Below are 19,058 nucleotides of genomic sequence, written 5' to 3' on the forward strand. Positions count from 1 at the left end.
GTGGAGCGGGTCAAAGACATTGCCCACGGGCGGGCCCGTGTCGTCAGCCTACCCGCACGGGGCCCGGACGGGGTGGAATCAGGACTGGAAATCGTCCGGATCCACGTGGTCCAGGAAATCCCGGAATTCCCGGACCTGGGCCTCGGCCTCCTGCGGCTGGTCCCCCGCCTGTTCCCGCAGCTCCCCGTCCGGGCTGAGCACCAGACCGGCCTCGTCCAGCACGGCCGCGGCGCACAGGATGGGGCACGACGTGCGCGCGGCGATCGCGAGGGCGTCCGAAGCGCGGGCGTCCACCACGGTGCCGTCGTCGAAGGAGATGGCCGCGTGGAACACCGTGTTCTCCACCGTGTGCACCACGACGTCCCGCACGCTGCGCCCGAGCTGGTCCACCACGGAAACCAGGAGGTCGTGCGTAAGGGGGCGCGGGGGCTCGATGCCCTGCAGCGCGAACACGATGGACGTGGCTTCGTTGGTCCCCATCCAGATGGGTAGACGCCGGGCGCCCTGAAGTTCGCGCAGCACGACCACGGGCTGGCCCGTGGGCACGTCCATGCGCACCCCGGCGATCTCCATGCGCACGTTCGGGCTCATTGCGCGCTCCCGTCCGTGTCCGGCGAGGCGAACGGTTGCACCGTCTCCTCCACCTGCGAGGTCACAAGCGCGGTCATCACGGTGAGGCACAGCGAGGCGATCTCTCGAGCCCGCTGCACGGCCCTCCGCCGCGTCTCGGGGTCCCTGCGGTTGCGCAACGGTGAGATGCTGCCCTCGACCAGGGCGATCACGCGCTCCGAGGCGCCCCGCAGCACCCGCAGGTGCCGCGGTTCGATCCCGTACCCGTTGAGCTTGCCCGCAGCCACGGCCACGGTAAGTGCGTGGCCGTCGAACGCGCCGACCCGTTCCACGAGCAGGCCGTGGTTAAGCAGTTCCCGCAGCAGCGGCACGTCCGTGCCCGACCGCGCCGCGAGCTCGCGCAGGGTGTACCGCCGACCGCCGTCCGGAACCGGTGAAGTGGGTTCGGGGTCGATGCCGTCCCCGGAGCGTCCGGTCCCCGGTTCCTGCCGCTCGGTGTCCTGCGCGGGATCCTCGCCCCGGTCCAAGCGGTCACGGATGACCCGCAACGGGAGGTAGCGCTCACGCTGCAGCGTCAACACGGTCTCCAACCGGGCGACGTCCTCGTGCGAGTACTTGCGGTACCCCGAGGCGCTCCGCAACGGGTGCACGAGTCCCTGGTCCTCAAGGAAGCGCACCTTGGACGCGGTCAGTTCAGGGAACTGCGGCTGCAATCGGCGCAGTAACGCCCCGATACCCACCCGCGGGATCTGCGGTCGTTCGGAATCAGGCATGGAGCGCGTCAGGAACCGTTCTGCACGGAGTGGTAGTACGTAAACCGGAACTTGCCGATCTGGACCTGGTCGCCGTTCTCCAGCACCTTGGTGGCGACGCGGTCACCGTTGACGTAGGTGCCGTTGAGGGAGGACTGGTCCACTGCCTCGAACGTACCGCTGCGTCGGATGAACTCCACATGACGGCGGGACACCGTAACGTCGTCCAGGAACACCGAGCACGCCGGATGACGACCCGCGACGATCTCGTCCCGGTCCAGCAGGAACCGGGCACCGGTCAACCCGCCGTTCGTCTCCAGCAGCAGCGCGGAGCCCGGGGGCAGGGAGGCCACCGCGTTCTGCTCACTCTCGGAGAGTTTGTGGTGAGCGGCATGGGCCAGCACATCCCCCACGATCTGGATGGATGTGGTCTCCGGACCCGCCTGGGTACCGGATTTCTCATGGTTCGACATCAGGGTTCCCTCACCTCACGTGAAGTTGGCGTATTCAGTCCAGCAACTGCTGGTAAGCATCGGCATCCAATAGCTGCCCGGCGGCATCCGAGGAGTCCACACGCACGGTGAACAGCCAGCCGGATCCGTACGGGGACTCGTTGAGCGCGCCGGGGTTGTCCACGAGGTCGTCGTTGACGCTCACGATCTCGCCGCTGACGGGCGCGAAGAGGTCGCTCACGGACTTGGTGGACTCGACCTCCCCCACCACGTCCCCGGCGGAGACGGTGTCCCCGACCTCTGGTAGTTGGACGAACACGACCTCGCCCAGTTCGTTCTGTGCGTGGTCCGTGATGCCCACGCGGAAAGTGTTGTCCTCGTGGAGGTCCTCGACCCACTCGTGTTCTTCGGTGTACGCGAGTTCCGCGGGAATGTTGGTCATGTCGGTCAGTTTAGGGCACGACTCACGCAGTCGGGTTCATCACACGTGCGCGTGTGCAGCGCGCCGGTGTCAGCTGAACGGCCTACGAGGTTCAGGCGCGCTCACGCGGCGCTTAGCCGGTACTGCCCCGGCGGGTGTACTTTGACCCCGTGCCCATCACCGAGGCCCTCCGCCAGGCCGCGATCCGCGCGCGCACGCACGGGTCCAGGATCCCCCGCGCCGTCCCCCTGAGCCGACGACGCCGCGATCCGCTGCACCTGCACGAGCTCACCCCCGCCCGGTCCGCACGGATCATCGTCACGGCCTTCCTGGTGGCGGTGCTCACGGGCACCGGGCTACTCATGCTGCCCCCAGCCACCACGGCTCCCGGGGGCACGGACGTGCTCACGGCGGCGTTCACCGCGACCTCCGCGTTGTGCGTGACCGGCCTGGTCACGGTGGACACCGCGACCTATTGGACGCCATTCGGTCAGGTGGTCATCATCTGTCTGATCCAGGTGGGTGGCCTGGGTGTCATGACGTTCACGACCATGCTGGGGATCCTGCTGGCCCGTAAATTCGGCCTGTCCTCCCGGTTGCTCGCCAACGTGGAGACGAAATCCCGCGGCGGAGCGCGCAAGGTGGTCGCACGCATCGTGGCGACCACCGCCGTGATCGAGAGCATCGCGGCGCTCATCCTGTTCCTGCGGTTCTGGGGCCACTACCACTACCCGCCGGGCACCGCCCTGGCCCACGCGGGGTTCCACGCCGCGTCCGCGTTCAACAACGCGGGATTCGCGCTGTACACGCTCAACGTCATGGACTTCGCGGGCGACGCCTGGATCCTGCTCACGCTCGCGGCGTGCGTGATCCTGGGCGGGCTAGGCTTCCCGGTGCTCTACGAACTGCGCCGCCACATCCGGGTGCCCCGGCGCTGGAGCATGAACACCCGGCTCGTGCTGCTCGTGACCCCCGTGCTGCTCGCAGGAGGCACGCTGTTCCTGCTGGTGCTCGAGTGGAACAACCCGAGCACCCTGGGCGGCCAACCGCCAGCGGTCAAGCTGCTCAACGCGTTCTTCCAGTCCACGATCTCCCGCACCGCGGGCTTCAACAGCATCGACATCGGTCACATGCACCCGGTGTCGTGGCTCGGGATGGACATCCTGATGTTCATCGGCGGCGGCCCCGCGGGCACGGCCGGCGGTCTCAAGGTCACGACGTTCGGGGTGCTGTTCTTCGTGGCCCTCACCGAAATCCGGGGTGGCGCCGCGGTACCCGTGCTCGGCAAGCAGCTCTCCCGCTCCGTCCAGCGCGAGGCCATCACGGTCGTGGTGCTCGCGACCGTGGCGGTGATCGGTGGCACGATGCTCATCATGCTCACGGACACCGGCCTGGGCCTGGACCGTGTCCTGTTCGAGTCCGTCTCCGCTTTCGCGACCGTAGGACTGAGCACGGGGATCACCCCCACGCTCGCCCCGTTCGCGCAGTGGGTGTTGATCGCCCTGATGTTCACGGGCAGACTCGGCCCGGTCACCGTGGCCGCGGCCATCGCATTCGGCCGCCGCCCACCCCGTTACGAACTGCCCAAGGAACGACCGCTCATCGGATGAGCCCGGGCCCGCCCGCGCCACCCGTGGACCCGGTGCTCGACGACCACGACCCACGAAGGAAGCCCCATGTTCGGATCCCACCCCGCCGCGTCATCCCGCAACGCCATGGCCAACGCCGTGGTCGTGATCGGGCTGGGCCGCTTCGGCGGTGCCCTGGCCACGGAACTGATGCGCAACGGCACGGACGTGCTGGGCGTGGACATGGACGAGACGGTGGTCCAGCGCTTCAACGGCAAGCTCACGTCCGTGGTGCGCGCGGACGCCACGGACCAGGACGTGCTGCGGGAGCTGTCCGTGGACGAGTTCGACCGCGCCGTCGTGGGCATCGGTTCGGACATCCAGGCGAGCATTCTCGCGGCGTCCCGGCTCGTGAAGTTCGGGTGCCCCGCGATCTGGGCCAAGGCCATCACTGAGCCCCACGCGGAGATCCTGACCCAGATCGGCGTGCAGCACGTGGTCAACCCCGAGAGCGACATGGGCACGCGTGCCGCGCACCTGATCCAGCACCGGATCCTGGACTTCGTGCCCATCGACGCGGACTACGCCCTGGTGCGGTGCACCCCGCCGGAACCCATCCAGCAACGACCCATGGACCTGCTCAACGTGCGGCGTCGGTTGGGGGTCTCGGTGGTGGCCGTATGCCGCCCGGGCGGTCAGTGGGAGCCCATCGAACCCGGCACCATGCTCTACGACGACGACCAGATCCTCGTGACCGGGCCCACCGCCAAGGTAGAGCACTTCTCGAACCTGACCTGAGGGTGTTCCTATAGGAACCGAGTCAGTCGGCGCAGCTCACGCGCCGTGGCCGCGGGAGCGCCGTCGGGGCGCACGAGGGCGTCGAGGCGGCGGCGCAGTGCGGCGTCGTCGCACTCCAGGCCGATGGCCACGACCCGGGACCGCGCGGGCTCGTCGGAGGGCCGTGACACCCGGTCCACCGAGACGTATCCCGCCACGGAGTGCGCCACGAACCGGCGGATCCCCCGACCCGCGGCGACATCCACGATCGCCTTGATCCGGTGGACGGACGCGGGCGGGTCCTCGAGCAGCTCGGCGAACGCCGCGGGGTCCACGACCGAGGGCGCGTCCAGGGCCGTGGCGCGGTGGTGGACGTGGTGGTTGTGGTCGGGGGCCCGGCCGAACTCCCACAGCGCGAGCTGGCCGCCCTCGGGTACGGGGTGCTCGGCGGCGTCGAAGAACAACCGGGGATCGGCCGCCCCGTGGGGCGCGTCGATGACGAGCGCATGCGGATTGGCGTGCGCGATCCGTTCGCGCACCGCGGCGGTCTCCCGGGGATCGGCGAGGTCGGTCGTGGTCAGCAGCACGACCGCCGCGGCCTTGACGTGCTGCGCGAGGTCCCAGCCGCTGGCCTCCGCGAGCGCCACGCGGGCCACGGCGATCACCTCGACGAGCCCGCCGAAGCGTACGTCGCGCACCTCGCTGCCCAGGACCATGTGGATGAGCCCCGGGGGCTCGGCGATCCCGGAGCCCTCGATCACGACCGCGTCGAGCTCGAGGGAGGGCCGGGACAGCGCACGCAGGGCGTCGTCGAGCTGGCGGGGGTCTTCGATGCAGCACAGGCACCCGCCCGCGATCGACACGGGTTCGGCAACGTGCCCCGCCACGAGCGCGGCATCGACATTCACGTCCCCGAAGTCGTTGATGATCACACCGATCCGCGCGCCGCCGGTCGCGAGGAAGTGGTTGAGCACCGTGGTCTTGCCGGAACCCAAGTAGCCGGTGAGGATCAGGACGGGAAGCGAGCTCGGCATGGGTCCATGATTATCAGTCCGCGAGCATGTCCCGCACGAGGGGCGCAACACGCGTGCCGTAGAGCTCGATGCTACGCATGAGCTTGCCGTGGGACAGCGGGCCCGTGGAGATCTTCAGGTCGAAGCGCGAGGCACCCAGGGCCCGCACGCCCGCGGCGATCTTACGGGCCACGGTCTCGGGAGATCCCACGGCCATGGACCCGTGCTCCACCTCCTCCAGGAAGGACTCCTCGGTGGGTGCGGGCCACCCGCGCTCGGCTCCGATGCGCTCGGTGGAGATCGTGTAGGGGCGGAAGAACTCCTCGCGGGCCTGCTCGTCGGTGTCGGCGACGTACCCGTAGGAGTGGTAGGCCACGGGGTTGTCGGAATGGCCGAACTCGGCGAGCGCGCGGCGGTAGAGGTCGCTGAACGGCGAGAACCGCTCCACGGGCCCGCCGATGATCGCGAGCATGAGCGGGAGGTCGTAGTGCGCGGCCCGCACAACCGATTGCGGGGAACCACCCACCGCGATCCACGTGGGCAGCGGTCCATTCTCGAGCGGCGGGTAGAGGCTCACGTCCCGCAGGTCCTGGGTCAGCGTGCCCTTCCACGTCACCGGCTGACTCGTACGCAGCGCCGCGAACAGCGCGAGCTTCTCCTCGAACAGTGCCTCGTAGTCCTGCAGGTCGTATCCGAACAGCGGAAAGGACTCGGTGAACGAGCCGCGGCCCAGCACGACCTCAGCCCGCCCATGGGACAGCGCGTCCAGCGTGGCGAAGCGTTCGTACACGCGCACCGGGTCGTCCGAGCTGAGCACCGTCACGGCCGTGCCCAGGCGCAACCGCTCGGTGCGCGTGGCGATCCCGGCGAGCACGACGTCCGGGGCGGAGATCGCGAAGTCGTCCCGGTGGTGCTCCCCGATCCCGATCGAGTGCAGCCCCACCTGATCCGCGAGCACCGCTTGCTCCACCACGTTGCGGACGGTCTGCGCGTGCGAGACGGGGCGGTCGTCGTCGTCCCACGTGACGTCCCCGAAGGTGTCGATTCCCAGTTCAACGGCCATGCCACGCACAACATTGTGGACACGTCAGCTATTCCGGTGGCGGCCCATGCGGGTGGCCGGTCGCTTCCCCACCCCGCGGGCTCTTGCTAGGCTCGATCGCGATGCCCACGTTCCCGATCGCCACTGCCGCGCGCCCGCACGCCGTCCCTCGCGGCAGCGTGTCTCCGGGTCTGCTCGTCCGATCCGTGGGTACGAACGGCCAGGTGTCCTCGTGGGGCGCCAACCAGGCCGGCGCACCGCCGTCGGCCTCCGTCCACTGACCCCGGAGCCGTTGCCGGCGCTCGTGAGCGCCCACACCGTCCTCCGGCCCGCTCTGACCTCATGTCACCCCGGACCTAGGTGGACCCTTGCTACTTGCCTGCCTCGCGGGCGCACTCCTCACGTGCGCGCTCGCCCCTCTATTGACCCGCGCGATCGGCCGCAACGTCGGATGGCTGCTCGCGGTGCCCCTGCTCGGCGCCGCGGCGCTGATCGCGCTGGGGTACGACGACGCCGCGCACTCCCCCGCCGAGCCCACCCCCGCGGTGGTCGAGTCGCTGCCGTGGATCCCGTCCCTGGACGTGGGGCTCGACGTGCGCCTGGACGGGCTCTCGCTGGTCTTCTCCCTCCTGGTCCTGGTGATCGGGGCCGCGGTGCTGTGTTACGCCACGCGCTACCTCGAGCGCACGGACCGGGCCGATCGCGGGAAGCACGCGGGGTTCTATGCGCTCATGACGGGCTTCGCCGCGGCCATGCTGGCCCTCGTGCTCGCCGACGACCTGGTGGTGTTCTACGTCGCGTGGGAGGCCACCACCCTGTGTTCGTTCCTGCTCATCGCACGCTCGGGGGACGGCGCACGGGAACCCGCGATCCGCACGCTTCTCGTGACCGTGGCCGGCGGACTCGTGCTGCTCGCGGCCGTCACCGTCATGATCGTGGCCACCGGCACGACCCGGATCAGCGCCGTCCTGACGCACGACGTGTGGGGTGCGCAGTCCGGGCTGACCACGCTCGTGGCCGTCCTCGTGGCGGTCGCCGCGTTCACCAAGTCCGCGCAGTTCCCGTTCCAGGCGTGGTTGCCGGACTCTATGGTCGCGATCACCCCGGTCTCCGCGTACCTGCACGCCGCGGCCATGGTCAAAGCCGGCATCTACCTTCTCTTGCGCTTCTCCCCCGTCTTCTCCGGAGTTCCCGCGTGGACCGTCCTGCTCGTCACGGCAGGACTCGTCACCGCGATGTTCGGTGCCGTGGCCGCGCTGCGCCGCTACGACCTCAAGGAACTGCTGGCCTACTCAACCATGAGCCAGCTGGGTCTGTTAACCGCGATGATCGGGGTGGGCACCACGGCCGCACTGTCCGCCGCGGTGGTGCACACGATCGCGCACGCGCTGTTCAAGTCCGCCCTGTTCATGGGCGTGGGCGTGATCGATCACAGCGCCCACACCCGGGATCTGCGCGAGCTGGCCCGGATGAACCCGCGGATGCCCGTGACCGCCACCCTCATGGTGCTGGCCGCCGCCTCCATGGCGGGGATCCCGCTGTTGCTCGGTTTCGTGAGCAAAGAGTCCATGCTCGCGGCCTTCCTCGAGGCTCCCGGTCCCGCGTGGGCCCCGTGGCTGCTCACCGCCACGGCCGCCCTCGCCTCGGTCTTCACGGTCGCCTACGCTGCGCGCCTCGTGCTGGGCGCGCTCGGTGGCCGCAACGGCACCGTGGTGCGCGAGGCCCCGGTGTCCTTCTGGGCCGCGCCCGCCTCGGGTGCCCTCGCGGGGCTCGTCCTGGGTCTCGTGCCGTTCCTGCTGGACGGACTCGCCTCCGCGGGTGCGAGCGCGGCCGCCGGGTCCACCGTGGAGAAGCACCTCGCGGTGTGGCACGGCCCGGTCCCCGAACTGTTCGTCTCCCTCGCCGTGCTCGCCTCGGGTGCCGCACTCGTCCTCACCCGACGCCGCGTGCACGCCGTCCTGGCCCCGCGCGCCTTCCCGTTCTCCGCCCTGGACGGCGCGGACCGGGCGCGCGAGGGGACCATCCGGCTCGGCGGCGTCGTGGGCTCGTGGACGAACAGCCCCGCCCCCGCGCGGCACCTGTCGATCCCCGCGGTGTGCCTGAGCATCGTCGCGCTGCTCGCCGTGTGGAGCACGACCGAGTTGCCGCCGGTGCGGATCGCGGCGAGCGAGCCCTTCGACTGGCTGCTCGCGCTGCTGATCGCGTGCGGTGTGGCGGCCATGATGAACGCGCGCAGCCTGATCTCCGCGATCGTGGTGACCGGGGTGGTGGGCTTCTCGATCACCGTGTGGTTCTTCGACCTGGGCGCCACGGACGTGGCCATGACCCAGCTGCTCGTGGAGATTCTCACGGTGTGCGTCATGGTCCTATTGCTGCGCCGCCTGCCCGCGCGCTTCTCCTCTCCCGGCGCACGACGCCGCGTGGTCGCGCTGCTCGTGGCGGGCGCCGCGGGGCTGGCGACCACCGCGGGCGTGTGGATGCTGACCGGACGGCGCGAGGCCTCACCCGCGTCCGAGTACTACCTGACCCACGGCTACAACGAGACCGGCGGGTCCAACCTGGTCAACACGATCCTCGTGGACTTCCGCGCCCTGGATACCCTGGGCGAACTGACGGTGCTGGGTGTCGCCGGGCTCACGATCGCCGCCCTGCTGCACGGGCGCCGCCCCGCCGCGGACGACCCCGCCCCGATCGACGAGCAATCGCCCGTGAGCGACCCGGAGACCAACACCGTGTTCGTGCGCACCGCCGCGCGCCTGCTCGGGCCCGTGATCGTGGCGATGTCCGTGATACTGCTGCTGCGCGGACACCACGAACCCGGCGGCGGCTTCATCTCCGCGCTCGTGGGCGGAGCCGGCTTCACCCTGAGCTACCTGGCCGCGCCGTCCGACGAACGCGCCCGCGTGCGCCTGCCGTACCTGTGGTTGATCGGGGCCGGCGTGGCCGTGGGAACCGTCACGGGCCTACTGGGGTACCTGGACGGGTCCTTCCTGCGGCCCCTGCACCCGCGCATCCTCGGATTCGAGATCACCACCGCGCTCGTGTTCGACGGGGGCGTGTACCTCGCGGTGATCGGCGTGATCCTGGCCGCGTTCAACCTGCTGGGGCGGCCGCCGTCGGACATCACCAAGGTGCTGTCCCGCGAACCCGAACCCGGTGCCGCGGGACCGGACGACCAGCCCGGTTCCGGCGCGTCCCCGGGCGCGCGCGCCGGGGCCGGCGAGCGCCGTCGTGCCGCCCGGAGCGGTACCGCCGCGAGTCCCGCGACGACCCGTTCGTCACACACGACCCACGAGACCGGAGAGGTGACCCCCCGATGAGCGCAGCCGTGATCGCCGGACTCCTCGTGTTCGGTGCCGTGTACCTGCTCATGCAGCGCGAGATGCTGCGCGTGATCCTGGGCTTCGTGCTCCTGGGCCACGCGGGCAACGTGGTGCTCATGGCCGCGGGCGGCAGCGCGCGGCGCTACGAGCCCTTCGGTGCCCCCGAGGACCTGTCCACCGTGGCGGATCCCCTGCCCCAGGCGTTCGTGCTCACGGCGATCGTGATTGCGTTCTCGATCACGATCGTGATGCTCGTGCTGGCCGTGACCGGCCGGGACGATGACGACGACACCGAGGCGAAGCTCGAGGAGGTGCGCTCATGAGCGGCGCCCTCCTCCCCCTGTTCGTCGCACTTCCCCTGCTCGTGTCCGCGATGTTGTTGATCGTGGGCGACCGCCGCGTGCTGCACGCCGTGGGTCTCCTCGGGACCCTGTTGCTCGTGATCGCCGGAGGCGTGTGGCTCGCGACCGATTTCGCCGGCAGCGGCGGGGCCGTGGCCCACGGTGTGGCGCAGTGGCCCGTGGGGATCTCCATCCCGTTCGTTGCGGACATGTTCGCCGCGCTCATGCTCACGGTCACCGGGGTGCTGACTCTGGTGTGCTCGTGGTTCGCTTACGCCTCCGGCCGGGCGGCCACCGTGTACTTCGCCCCGCTCGTGCTCGTGCTCACGGCGGGCGTGAACGGCGCGCTGCTGACCGTGGACCTGTTCAACCTGTTCGTGTTCGTCGAGGTCATGCTGCTGCCGTCCTACGGGCTGTTCGTCCTCGCGGCGCGGCACCGGGGCACCGAGCGGCAGGTCATGGGTGCACGGTTGTACGTGACCCTGAACCTGCTCACCTCCACGATCTTCCTCATGGGCGTGGGCTTCATCTATGGCACCGCGGGCACCGTGAACATGGCCGAACTGGCCGGCCGCGCCGCGACCGACGGCACCGTGGCGATCTCGACCGCCGTGTGCTTGTTCGCCCTGGCGATCAAGGCCGCGGTGGTCCCCATCCACGGGTGGCTCGCGGTCGCCTATCCGGCCACCTCCCCCGCGATCACCGCACTGTTCTCCGGACTGCACACCAAGGTGGCCAGCTACGCGATCTACCGGATCTACGCCGTGGTCTTCGACGGCGACGCCCATTGGCTGTGGATCGGCGTGGCACTGTGCTGCCTCACGATGGTCGCAGGCGTGCTGGGCGCCGTGGGCGAGAAGACCACACGCTCGATCCTGGCGTTCCACATGATCAGCCAGATCGGGTACATCCTGCTGGGGGTCGCACTGTTCACCCTGGCCGGGCTCGCGGCGGGCATCTTCTACCTGCTTCACCACATGATCGTGAAGGCGTCCCTGTTCCTGTCCACCGGCGCGATCGAGGTGCGCTACATGACCGGGAGGATCGGCGCGCTGTCCGGGATGGCGACGCGCGAACCGGTCATCGCGGTCGCGTTCTTCGTGGCCGCGCTGTCCCTGGCCGGGCTGCCGCCGTTCTCCGGGTTCGTGGCCAAGTTCTCGCTCATCCTCGCGGCGGTCGACACCGGTCACGTGATCGCGGTGATCGTGATGCTCGCGGTCAGTCTCGTCACGCTGCTGTCGATGCTCAAGATCTGGAACGGCGTGTTCTGGGGCTCCGCGCGCGAGTCGTCGCTCGAGAACGGGGGCGGTTCCGGGGCCGGTGGTGGTCCCGCCGCCCGCACTGGCGGTTCCGGTGCGGGGACCGTGCCGGAACCTGCCCCGGCCGCCCTTGACGACGGCGCCGTGGCCACCGTGAGCGGGCGACGCATCTCCGCGGCCCTGGCGGGGCCCGCCGTCGTCACCGCGTGCCTGACGCTCGCGCTGGGCCTCGGCGCGGAAGTGCTCATGGGCGTATCCACGACCGCCGCGGAGGGCCTGCTGGACACCTCGACCTACGTGAAAGCGGTGATGGACTCATGAGTTGGCTCACCTGGCCTGTCCGGGTCGTGGGGTTCCTGGTGTGGTACGCCGGGCAGATCATCTCCTCGAGCACCGCGGTGCTGCGGGACAACCTCACCCCGGGACAGAACTCGACTCCCGGTGTGGCCCGCGTGCGGACGCGCTGCCGCTCGGACCTGGAGGTGACCCTGCTGGCCGCCCTCATCACGCTCACCCCCGGCACGCTCACGCTGGGGATGCACGACGCACCCGTGGCGGCGCAGCGCCGTCGTGACGAGGACGAGATCCGCACGCTGTACGTCCACTCGCTGTACTCGGGTAACGCCGACAGCGTGCGGGTCGAGGTCCGGGAACTTGAGACACGACTGCTGCGCGCGGTGCGCCGCACGGGAGGGACGTCATGATCGGTGTGACCGTGGGGATCGTGATCCTCGCCGTGGCCTGCCTCGCGGCGGCCTTCCGGATCCTGCGCGGGCCCACGGAGGCGGACCGCGCGGTCGCGGGTGACCTGTTGCTGTTCGGGTTCGTCGGTCTGATCGCGTTGTTCGGTGTGCGCGTGGCCAACGAGTACACCTTCGACATCGTGCTCGTGGCCGCGCTCGTGGGATTCCTCAGCGCGCTGTCCCTGGCACGGGCTCTGACCAGGGGGAAGCGATGAACGAAATCCTGACCGTGCTGGGCAACGTCCTGATCGTGGCCGGGGCCCTCGTGTTCGCGACCGCCGCCCTGGGGGTGGCTCGTTTCCGGGACGCGTACATGCGGGTCTCGGCCGTGGGGACCGCGGGCGGGCTCGGCATCGTGTTCGTGGTGACGGGGGCGCTGTTGCTGCAGCCGTCCGTGTCCAACGTGGTCAAGGTCGTGCTCATCATCACGATCCACCTGATCACGTCCGCGGTGGGGACCATGGCGATCGCGCGATCTGCATATCTCACGGGGACTCCCCTGGAGCGGTACGCGTTCGACGAGCTGGCCGCGGATTCGCCCGGCACGGAGCGGGACCCGGAACCCGCACGGAAGCCTGCCGTGGACTGAGGACCGCACGTCCCGCCCCCCGGCACCGGGTGTGGACCGCGGTCCCTCGTGGCGTACGGCTGGCGCTTCAGCGCCCGGAACGGCCACCCGGGGTCAGTGTGCGGCCCCGCTGAGCCGGTCTACCGCCTCCACGACGGTCTCGGGCGCGCACGCGAGGTTCATCCGGGCGAAGCCCTTGCCCGCGCCACCGAACATGGGTCCATTGGACAGTGCCACCCCGGCGTGCTCGAGTGCGTAGGCGGCGGGATCATCGCCCCATCCCAGGGCGCGCATGTCGAGCCACGCGAGATAGGTCGCGTGACCTCGGCGCACGACGACGCCCGGGAGCTTCTCGCTCACTTCGCGCTCGAGCAGCTCGGTATTGTCCTGGATCGCGGTGATCGTCTCGTCCAGCCAGTCGAGGCTGTTGCGGAAACCCTCCCGCGTGGCGAGCAGGCCGAAGCTGCCGGTGCGGTAGGACACCTCGTCCGGCAACTGCTCGAGCCACCGCATCATGGGTTCGGAATCCACCACGAACATGGCAGTCTTCAAACCGGCCAGGTTGAACGCCTTGCTCCCCGATTCCGCGGCCACGCCGTGCGCGCGCGCGGCATCGGACACCGAAAGGTATGGCGTGAACTTGGTCCCGTGATGCGTGAGCGGGGCATGGATCTCGTCGCTGACCACGAATCCGTCGTGCTCGGCCACGATCTCGGAGAGCCGTTCGAGCTCCTCGCGGGAATGTACGATCCCCACGGGGTTGTGGGGATTGCACAGCAGCTCGCCGCGGGCACCCGCGCGCAGGGCGGCGTCGATGCCGGGCAGATCAAGACGGTAGCTCGCGGCGTCGTCGAGCAGCGGGACCTCCACGACCCGCCCGCCGGCCTCGAGCACGAGGTCGAAGAACGGCGGGTAGACGGGCGGGGTGATGATCACGCCGTCGCCGGGCGCCATGAGACGGCGCAGCGACTCCACGATCACCACGCTCACGTCCGTGGTGTAGGAGATCCGCGCCGGGTCCGGGCGCCACCCCCACCGCTGCGCGGCGAAGTCCGCGAACGCCTCCGCGGCGCCGCGGTCGGTCGGGGTGGCGTACCCGGTGTCGCTGTTCTCGATCGCATTCTGTAGCGCCGCCTTGATGGCCGGCGGCGTGGGGAAGTCCATTTCCGCGACGAACATGGGCAACACGTCCCGCGGGTACGTGCGCCACTTGGCGCTCGTACGACGTCGCAGGGCGGGCATGTCATCGGCGGTCGTCATGGTCCCTCCTCCCGTTACTGTCTGGTCCTCAGGACTCCGTGAGTTTCTTGGCCTGGCCCAGACGCAGCGACTCGAGGGTCTTCTCCTGCTCCTGCGCGCGCTCGTAGAGGTTCTGCAACAGCTCCTTGTCCAACCGCTCGTCCGGGACCTCCAGGAGCAGCCGCCAGCCGAGGCCCTTGGCGTGCACGGCGGCCACGAGACCCTCGAGTTCCTCGATGTCCGACAGCGGCGAACGTTCCTTGATCCGCTCGTTCGGCTTGAGGCGTGCGAGCTTCTCCCCCGCCTTCGCAGGGAGATCCTTGTGCAGGGCAGGCTTGGCCCCGACCATGGACATGATGTCCTCCAGGGACTTCTGATCGCGGGCGATCTCCGGGACCAGTCGCTCGACCTGTTCCCGCACCTCCGGGTCCCCGTGGCCTTCGGCCACACGGCGGAACACATCCACCCCCGCGGCCGATCCGGCGTGGTGGTCCTGCAGGTACGTGGTGATCACGTTGCTCATGGGATACCCCTTTCGTCGTGTCCCTCCACCTAAGCATGCTGAGCGCCGGACGGTCACACCCGGGTGGGTACATGACGTGCGCATTTGCCCGATGACTCGCGCCACCCCGCCTGCCACACCCGCGTTCTAATGGAGCAAAAGCAGCTTCGGTGCACCGAATCACGCCTTAGCTCAATAAAGGCGAAGGGGTGCGGCGTCGTCGTCCGGGGTGCGGGCGCGGCATACTGGACGGGTACGCGCCGTGCCGGGGGAATCGGGGCGGATCATCTCAGGGGGGGACAGTGGCACCGGAAACTTTCGTGGACTTCACCGCGCCGAACGGACTGAGCTCGTGGTACCACGTGTGGGACTCGGGCACCGCGGGTATCATGTACTACTTCGACGGCGACTACTGGGACCTGGACGACACGTCCATCAACTGGCCGGACGAGGGCGATCTGGCCCGGCTCGCGGTGGCAGCACGGGCCCGGGACCTCATGTTCGTGGCCGTGAACACGCCGGACGAGGACGGCTCCGGCGACGGCTACACGTGGTGGGAGGACTGCAAGGCGAACGGCAAGTACTTCCGGGCGCTGCACGAGCACATCGTCGAGCGGAACCCGCAGGTGGACGCGAGCAACATCTGGCTCCTGGGGTACAGCGGCGGCGCCGAGTTCATCACCTACGAACTGCTGGACCGGGGTATTCCCGGGATGACGCACGGCGGCGCGGTGATCATCGGCGGCGGCGGAGCGAACGCGCCGGTGGCCACCAAGAAGAAGGCCCGGCCGTGCATCGGCAACACGGCCATGCACTGGTGGGTGGGCGATCAGGACGTGGACGGTGCCACGAACCCGCCCGAGTGGAGCGCGCTGGGCGCCGCCGAGGAGGGCGTCGCCGCGTTCCAGGCCGCGGGCTTCGACACGAACCTGCACGTCCTGCCGGGCGTGGACCACTCCGGGTACGACGCCGTGGCATGCCTTTCGCACGCACTGCCCGCGGTCTCGCGCAAGGCGGGCCTGCGCGCTGCGCTGTCCGACGGATGGGTGCGGCTCACGCGGGACACCTGATGAGTGACGAGGAACGGCCGAGTGGCGGGTCATGATTTCTAGTGAAGTTAAAACAGCTTCGCCGCACCGAAATGTGCTCTAACGCCACTAGAAATTCGGGTGGTAGCCATGAGCGGGACCGTGCACCAAAAACCGGCTCCGGCCAAGGATTTCTGCCTGGCCGGAGCCGGTTCACTCGGTCGGGATGACAGGATTTGAACCTGCGACCCCTTGACCCCCAGACGTCCAGACTGCTCCGGCCAGACCGGATTCTGCGTGATTCCTGGCGTCAGATCATGCAGAACACGTCACGAGATGCATGGAGTGCATGATTCTGGTCCCCTTCTGGTCCCCCTCGTGGGCAAGCTCACTTCGCGGCCAGAACCGTGAGAGGCGCTACGGCGGCGTGGAACCTGTTGCCCACGAGCAGCACGACGATCTTGTGGCTGGCGCTGCCTTGCTGCGGTTCTCCGGGTGGTGATGTCGGGGGCGGACGGGCCAGCTCAGGCCGGTTGCGGGATGGCGGCGATGTTCGCGAAGACCGCGACGATCGCGGCTGCCCAGGGCCACGTCTCCGGGATCTTCAGGCGAGTTGATATGTCCGAGACGCTATAGGGCAGGAGAGTCGCCATCCTCGCCGCCGACGGGGTCGAGCGAGTCGAGCTCGAACAGCCCCGCGAGGCACTGGAGCGGGCCGGCGCACAGACCGAGGTGCTGTCGATCCATGACGGTGAGATTCGGGCGCGTGAGAACGATCTGGATGCAGCAGGCACGTTCACCGTTGACGGGTTGGTCGCGGACGCCTCTGTCACCCACTATGACGCCCTGCTTCTCCCGGGCGGCACGGTGAATCCCGACCATTTCCGGGTTGACCCCGACGCGGTCTCCTTCGTCCGCGAGTTCGTCGAAAGCGGCAAGCCCGTTGCGGCAATCTGTCACGGGCCGTGGACGCTGATCGAGGCCGGTGTGGTCGAAGGCCGCACCTTGACGTCCTTCCCGAGCATCCGCACGGTCCTGCGCAACGCCGGTGCTGACGTCGTCGACCAGGACGTCGTGGTGGACGGGAACCTGATCACCAGCCGCTCGCCCGATGACCTGCCTGTGTTCTGCGATACAATCGTGGTGAAATTTGCGAGCAATTCGGCCCAGGAAGAGGTGATGTCATGAGCGTCACGAAGGGACTGCTTGTCAGGCTGGAGGCCCTGCCCGGCAAGGAAGACGAGGTCCAGGAATTCCTCGGCATCGGGCGAGGGCTCGTCGAGGAGGAACCGGCCACCGTCGCGTGGTTCGCGATCCGTCTCGGCCCGTCCTCCTTCGGGATCTTCGACGTGTTCCCCGATGACGTCGGCCGCGACGCGCACCTGTCCGGCGCAGTTGCGACCGCTCTCGGCGAGCAGACCGGCAAACTGTTCAGCGAGCCCACGATCGAGAAGTTGGACGTCCTGGGCTCCAAACTTCCCGCCTGACACCACAGACCGGCAGTACTGGCCCAGAGAGGAGGGGTCGTTGCGCGCGGTGACTTCGGGCTTACACAGCCCGCTGACGTCGTGGCAGCGGCCCCTTCTCTTGTGGCCTATCGCTCATCACCAACAGATCGAGGAACCGCGATGACAGGAACTGACAACGGCGTTACCACGACGCGTTCACCCGAGGTAGCAGTGATCGGGGGCGGGATCGTCGGTCTGTCGACGGCGTACGCGCTGCAGGAGCAGGGCGTGCCGGTGCGCTTGTACGAGGCTGGTCTGCCCGGGACGGGTCAGTCCGCAGGCGAGTCGCGGATCTTCCGGCATGCCCACGACGACCCGCGACTCGTCGCTTTCGCGCGCGAAAGCCGCGGCGTATGGGATGAGTGGGCCGAACGCTTCGACGTCGAGCTGGTCTCATCAGACGGTGTCCTGGCGATCGGAGACAGCGCCCTGGCGCGGCTGCGGGTGCTCGACCAGGTCGGCGGCGTGGAAGCGCACGAGATCGACGCGGCCGAGGTCGCCCAGCGGATGCCGCTGCTCGCTGGGTACTCGGGGCCAGCGGTGCTCGACGAGTCGGGCGGCGCGATCCGCACCCGCGCCGCGATCACGGCACTCACGGGTGCCCTCGCAGATGCGGTCACCACCGGTGAGGTCATCTCCATCGATCCCCGCGCCGACGGGACGGTCGAGGTGCGCAGCGTCACCGACCGGGCTGTCTACTCCAAGGTGGTCGTGTGCGCCGGCCGCGAAACCGCCCGCCTGGCACGCAGCGTGGGCCTGTCGCTGCCGGTTCGTCTCGCCGCACACGTACGGCTGACCTTCGACGTGAAAGCCGCCGCCCCGACACGAGTCGCGTGCCTGCAGGACAGCAGCGGCGTCTTCGGCGAAGTCGGCGTCTACGCGACGCCGCTACCGGGCAACAGCAGCTATTCGGTCGGACTCAGCGACACCGTCGGCGTCCGCGACGACGGAACTTTCATCGACCCGGCGGCGATTCGATCGCTGGACGAACGCGCACGCGAATACGTGACACGGGCGCTGCCCGGTCTCCACCCAGAGCCGCGCGACTTCCTCCACTGCTGGGTGACCGACCTCCCGTGGAGTGAGGACGGCGTGGCCGTGTGGGAGGCAGGCCCTGTCTTCTTCGTGGCCGGTCACAATTTGTTCAAGCAGGCACCTGCGCTGGGTCGCGCTCTTGCGCGGGCTGCGACCGGCGGCGGTCTCCGCGCCGAGCTCACGCCCGAAGCGCGCCTCGGCGAGGCCCAGGGCTAGCCCCGGTCTTTCATGACGGCGGTCGGGATCGTGTCGGAGCCGTGTCATCGAGTGCGCCCGTGTGCGGAGTGACTGCGGGTACGACGACGGGTCGGCTGGCGCTGCCTTGCTGCGGTTCTCCGGGTGGTGATGTCGGCGTGCGCTGTGAGCGAGTCGGGTGGGCACGTGGAGGAATCGGTAGCGCAGCGCCTTCGGCTCGCAGGTTGCCAACGTGGCGGCGGAGCCGATGCAGCCGAGCAGGCGGGTCCACGCGGTTAGGTCGGCCGCGATCTGGGTGATCATCAGCCAGGTCCGGTTGATGTTGAACTCCCGCGACGGAAACCGTCCCAGGCCGCTGTCCTTGGCGTGGCGGATGCGGTCCTCGACCCGTGCATGGGCCCGATGCCGGGCCTCGAGAAAGGCGAGCTGGCCGGCCGTGGTGTTGGTGACGAAGGCTTCGTAGCGCCAGCCGTCGCGTTCCTCGAACAGAGACAGTTGCGCGCCGGGGTGGGGGCGTTCGCGGCGCACGATGACCCGCATCCCGGCTGGCCACTTGGCGAGAACCTTCGGGTCGATGAGGCCGGTCAGCTCGGCGACGTCGCCGCCCTCACGAACGCCGCCGTCGGCATCGAGTGCTGGGGTCCAGACCTTCTTCGGGACCAGATCGATGGCATCGCGGAGCTTCCCGGTGATCGTGAATCCCACGCTGTACTCGACGCTGC

General features: G+C 69.1%; 22 protein-coding genes and 1 pseudogene. 13 read left to right on the forward strand and 10 right to left on the reverse strand.

The genetic code is table 11. The features are described 5' to 3' along the window. Positions 1-78: 78 nt before the first annotated feature. From RF650_RS09265 to gcvH, 4 genes are read right to left on the reverse strand one after another with little or no spacing between them, the layout of a single operon-like run. Positions 79-591: a bifunctional nuclease family protein gene (locus RF650_RS09265; protein WP_193519388.1), complete on the reverse strand. Its 513-nt coding sequence runs from the start codon at positions 589-591 to the stop codon at positions 79-81. Then, a complete protein-coding gene (locus RF650_RS09270) occupies positions 588-1,343 on the reverse strand; it encodes a MerR family transcriptional regulator (RefSeq protein WP_239321144.1) in 756 nt (251 codons plus the stop codon). Before RF650_RS09270 ends, RF650_RS09265 begins: the two co-directional genes overlap by 4 nt. Positions 1,344-1,351: 8 nt before the next feature. Continuing rightward, the gene (locus RF650_RS09275) at positions 1,352-1,795 is read right to left on the reverse strand and encodes an FHA domain-containing protein (protein WP_064845760.1); all 444 of its coding nucleotides are present in this window, start codon (positions 1,793-1,795) and stop codon (positions 1,352-1,354) included. Between the two features lie 34 nt (positions 1,796-1,829). Then, a complete protein-coding gene (gcvH, locus tag RF650_RS09280; RefSeq protein WP_239321147.1) occupies positions 1,830-2,216 on the reverse strand; it encodes a glycine cleavage system protein GcvH in 387 nt (128 codons plus the stop codon). Positions 2,217-2,365: 149 nt separating this feature from the next. On the opposite strand from gcvH, the gene RF650_RS09285 reads away from it, so the two are divergent. Together RF650_RS09285 and RF650_RS09290 are read left to right on the forward strand one after the other, a co-directional pair. Further along, entirely contained in the window at positions 2,366-3,805 is a 1,440-nt protein-coding gene (locus tag RF650_RS09285) for a TrkH family potassium uptake protein (RefSeq protein WP_368814742.1), read from the forward strand. A gap of 66 nt (positions 3,806-3,871) precedes the next feature. Beyond that, a complete protein-coding gene (locus tag RF650_RS09290; protein WP_368814743.1) occupies positions 3,872-4,561 on the forward strand; it encodes a TrkA family potassium uptake protein in 690 nt (229 codons plus the stop codon). A gap of 8 nt (positions 4,562-4,569) precedes the next feature. Here RF650_RS09290 and RF650_RS09295 read toward each other — a convergent pair whose 3' ends face one another. Both RF650_RS09295 and RF650_RS09300 read right to left on the reverse strand, forming a co-directional pair. Continuing rightward, positions 4,570-5,574, reverse strand: coding sequence for a GTP-binding protein (locus RF650_RS09295; RefSeq protein ID WP_368814744.1), 1,005 nt, complete (start codon positions 5,572-5,574; stop codon positions 4,570-4,572). Between the two features lie 13 nt (positions 5,575-5,587). Continuing rightward, the gene (locus tag RF650_RS09300; RefSeq protein ID WP_098055229.1) at positions 5,588-6,616 is read right to left on the reverse strand and encodes an LLM class flavin-dependent oxidoreductase; all 1,029 of its coding nucleotides are present in this window, start codon (positions 6,614-6,616) and stop codon (positions 5,588-5,590) included. A gap of 101 nt (positions 6,617-6,717) precedes the next feature. On the opposite strand from RF650_RS09300, the gene RF650_RS09305 reads away from it, so the two are divergent. The 7 genes from RF650_RS09305 to RF650_RS09335 all read left to right on the forward strand — a co-directional run bounded on the left by RF650_RS09305 (position 6,718) and on the right by RF650_RS09335 (position 12,850). Next, positions 6,718-6,876 carry a hypothetical protein gene (locus RF650_RS09305; protein ID WP_156523370.1) on the forward strand — a complete coding sequence of 53 codons (159 nt, stop codon included), beginning with the start codon at positions 6,718-6,720 and terminating at the stop codon, positions 6,874-6,876. Positions 6,877-6,963: 87 nt separating this feature from the next. Next, on the forward strand, positions 6,964-9,915 hold the full coding sequence (locus tag RF650_RS09310) for a DUF4040 family protein (protein ID WP_368814745.1): 2,952 nt from the start codon (positions 6,964-6,966) through the stop codon (positions 9,913-9,915). Continuing rightward, positions 9,912-10,241, forward strand: coding sequence for a cation:proton antiporter subunit C (locus RF650_RS09315; protein WP_368814746.1), 330 nt, complete (start codon positions 9,912-9,914; stop codon positions 10,239-10,241). The genes RF650_RS09310 and RF650_RS09315 overlap by 4 nt, the downstream gene beginning before the upstream one ends. Further along, a complete protein-coding gene (locus RF650_RS09320; RefSeq protein WP_368814747.1) occupies positions 10,238-11,839 on the forward strand; it encodes a monovalent cation/H+ antiporter subunit D family protein in 1,602 nt (533 codons plus the stop codon). The genes RF650_RS09315 and RF650_RS09320 overlap by 4 nt, the downstream gene beginning before the upstream one ends. Further along, positions 11,836-12,222, forward strand: a complete 387-nt coding sequence (locus RF650_RS09325; RefSeq protein ID WP_064845768.1) for a Na+/H+ antiporter subunit E — start codon at positions 11,836-11,838, stop codon at positions 12,220-12,222. The genes RF650_RS09320 and RF650_RS09325 overlap by 4 nt, the downstream gene beginning before the upstream one ends. After that, positions 12,219-12,476, forward strand: a complete 258-nt coding sequence (locus RF650_RS09330) for a monovalent cation/H+ antiporter complex subunit F (RefSeq protein ID WP_035961140.1) — start codon at positions 12,219-12,221, stop codon at positions 12,474-12,476. Before RF650_RS09325 ends, RF650_RS09330 begins: the two co-directional genes overlap by 4 nt. Next, positions 12,473-12,850 carry a monovalent cation/H(+) antiporter subunit G gene (locus RF650_RS09335; RefSeq protein ID WP_098055217.1) on the forward strand — a complete coding sequence of 126 codons (378 nt, stop codon included), beginning with the start codon at positions 12,473-12,475 and terminating at the stop codon, positions 12,848-12,850. Before RF650_RS09330 ends, RF650_RS09335 begins: the two co-directional genes overlap by 4 nt. A gap of 93 nt (positions 12,851-12,943) precedes the next feature. On the opposite strand, the gene RF650_RS09340 is transcribed toward RF650_RS09335, so the two are convergent. Further along, a complete protein-coding gene (locus tag RF650_RS09340) occupies positions 12,944-14,089 on the reverse strand; it encodes a MalY/PatB family protein (RefSeq protein WP_368814748.1) in 1,146 nt (381 codons plus the stop codon). Between the two features lie 28 nt (positions 14,090-14,117). Continuing rightward, positions 14,118-14,591, reverse strand: a complete 474-nt coding sequence (locus RF650_RS09345) for a hypothetical protein (RefSeq protein ID WP_368814749.1) — start codon at positions 14,589-14,591, stop codon at positions 14,118-14,120. Between the two features lie 281 nt (positions 14,592-14,872). Here RF650_RS09345 and RF650_RS09350 point away from each other — a divergent pair, with 281 nt between their 5' ends. Then, positions 14,873-15,640: a hypothetical protein gene (locus tag RF650_RS09350; protein WP_064845772.1), complete on the forward strand. Its 768-nt coding sequence runs from the start codon at positions 14,873-14,875 to the stop codon at positions 15,638-15,640. Positions 15,641-16,122: 482 nt separating this feature from the next. Here the strand turns inward: RF650_RS09350 and RF650_RS09355 are convergent, their stop codons facing one another. Beyond that, entirely contained in the window at positions 16,123-16,251 is a 129-nt protein-coding gene (locus tag RF650_RS09355) for a hypothetical protein (protein ID WP_274606010.1), read from the reverse strand. On the opposite strand from RF650_RS09355, the gene RF650_RS09360 reads away from it, so the two are divergent. From RF650_RS09360 to RF650_RS09370, 3 genes are all read left to right on the forward strand, one after another. Continuing rightward, positions 16,250-16,786, forward strand: coding sequence for a type 1 glutamine amidotransferase domain-containing protein (locus RF650_RS09360; protein WP_368814773.1), 537 nt, complete (start codon positions 16,250-16,252; stop codon positions 16,784-16,786). The two genes, RF650_RS09355 and RF650_RS09360, sit on opposite strands and share 2 nt — an antisense overlap. Beyond that, on the forward strand, positions 16,783-17,085 hold the full coding sequence (locus RF650_RS09365; RefSeq protein WP_206478443.1) for an antibiotic biosynthesis monooxygenase: 303 nt from the start codon (positions 16,783-16,785) through the stop codon (positions 17,083-17,085). The genes RF650_RS09360 and RF650_RS09365 overlap by 4 nt, the downstream gene beginning before the upstream one ends. A gap of 141 nt (positions 17,086-17,226) precedes the next feature. Next, entirely contained in the window at positions 17,227-18,357 is a 1,131-nt protein-coding gene (locus RF650_RS09370; protein WP_368814750.1) for an NAD(P)/FAD-dependent oxidoreductase, read from the forward strand. A 192-nt stretch (positions 18,358-18,549) separates the two neighbouring features. On the opposite strand, the pseudogene RF650_RS09375 reads toward RF650_RS09370, so the two are convergent. Further along, positions 18,550-19,041: pseudogene (locus RF650_RS09375) on the reverse strand (transposase); the annotation flags it as partial. Positions 19,042-19,058: the final 17 nt, after the last annotated feature.

Source organism: Kocuria sp. CPCC 205297 (genome assembly GCF_040981035.1).
Taxonomy (GTDB): Bacteria; Actinomycetota; Actinomycetes; order Actinomycetales; family Micrococcaceae; genus Kocuria; species Kocuria marina.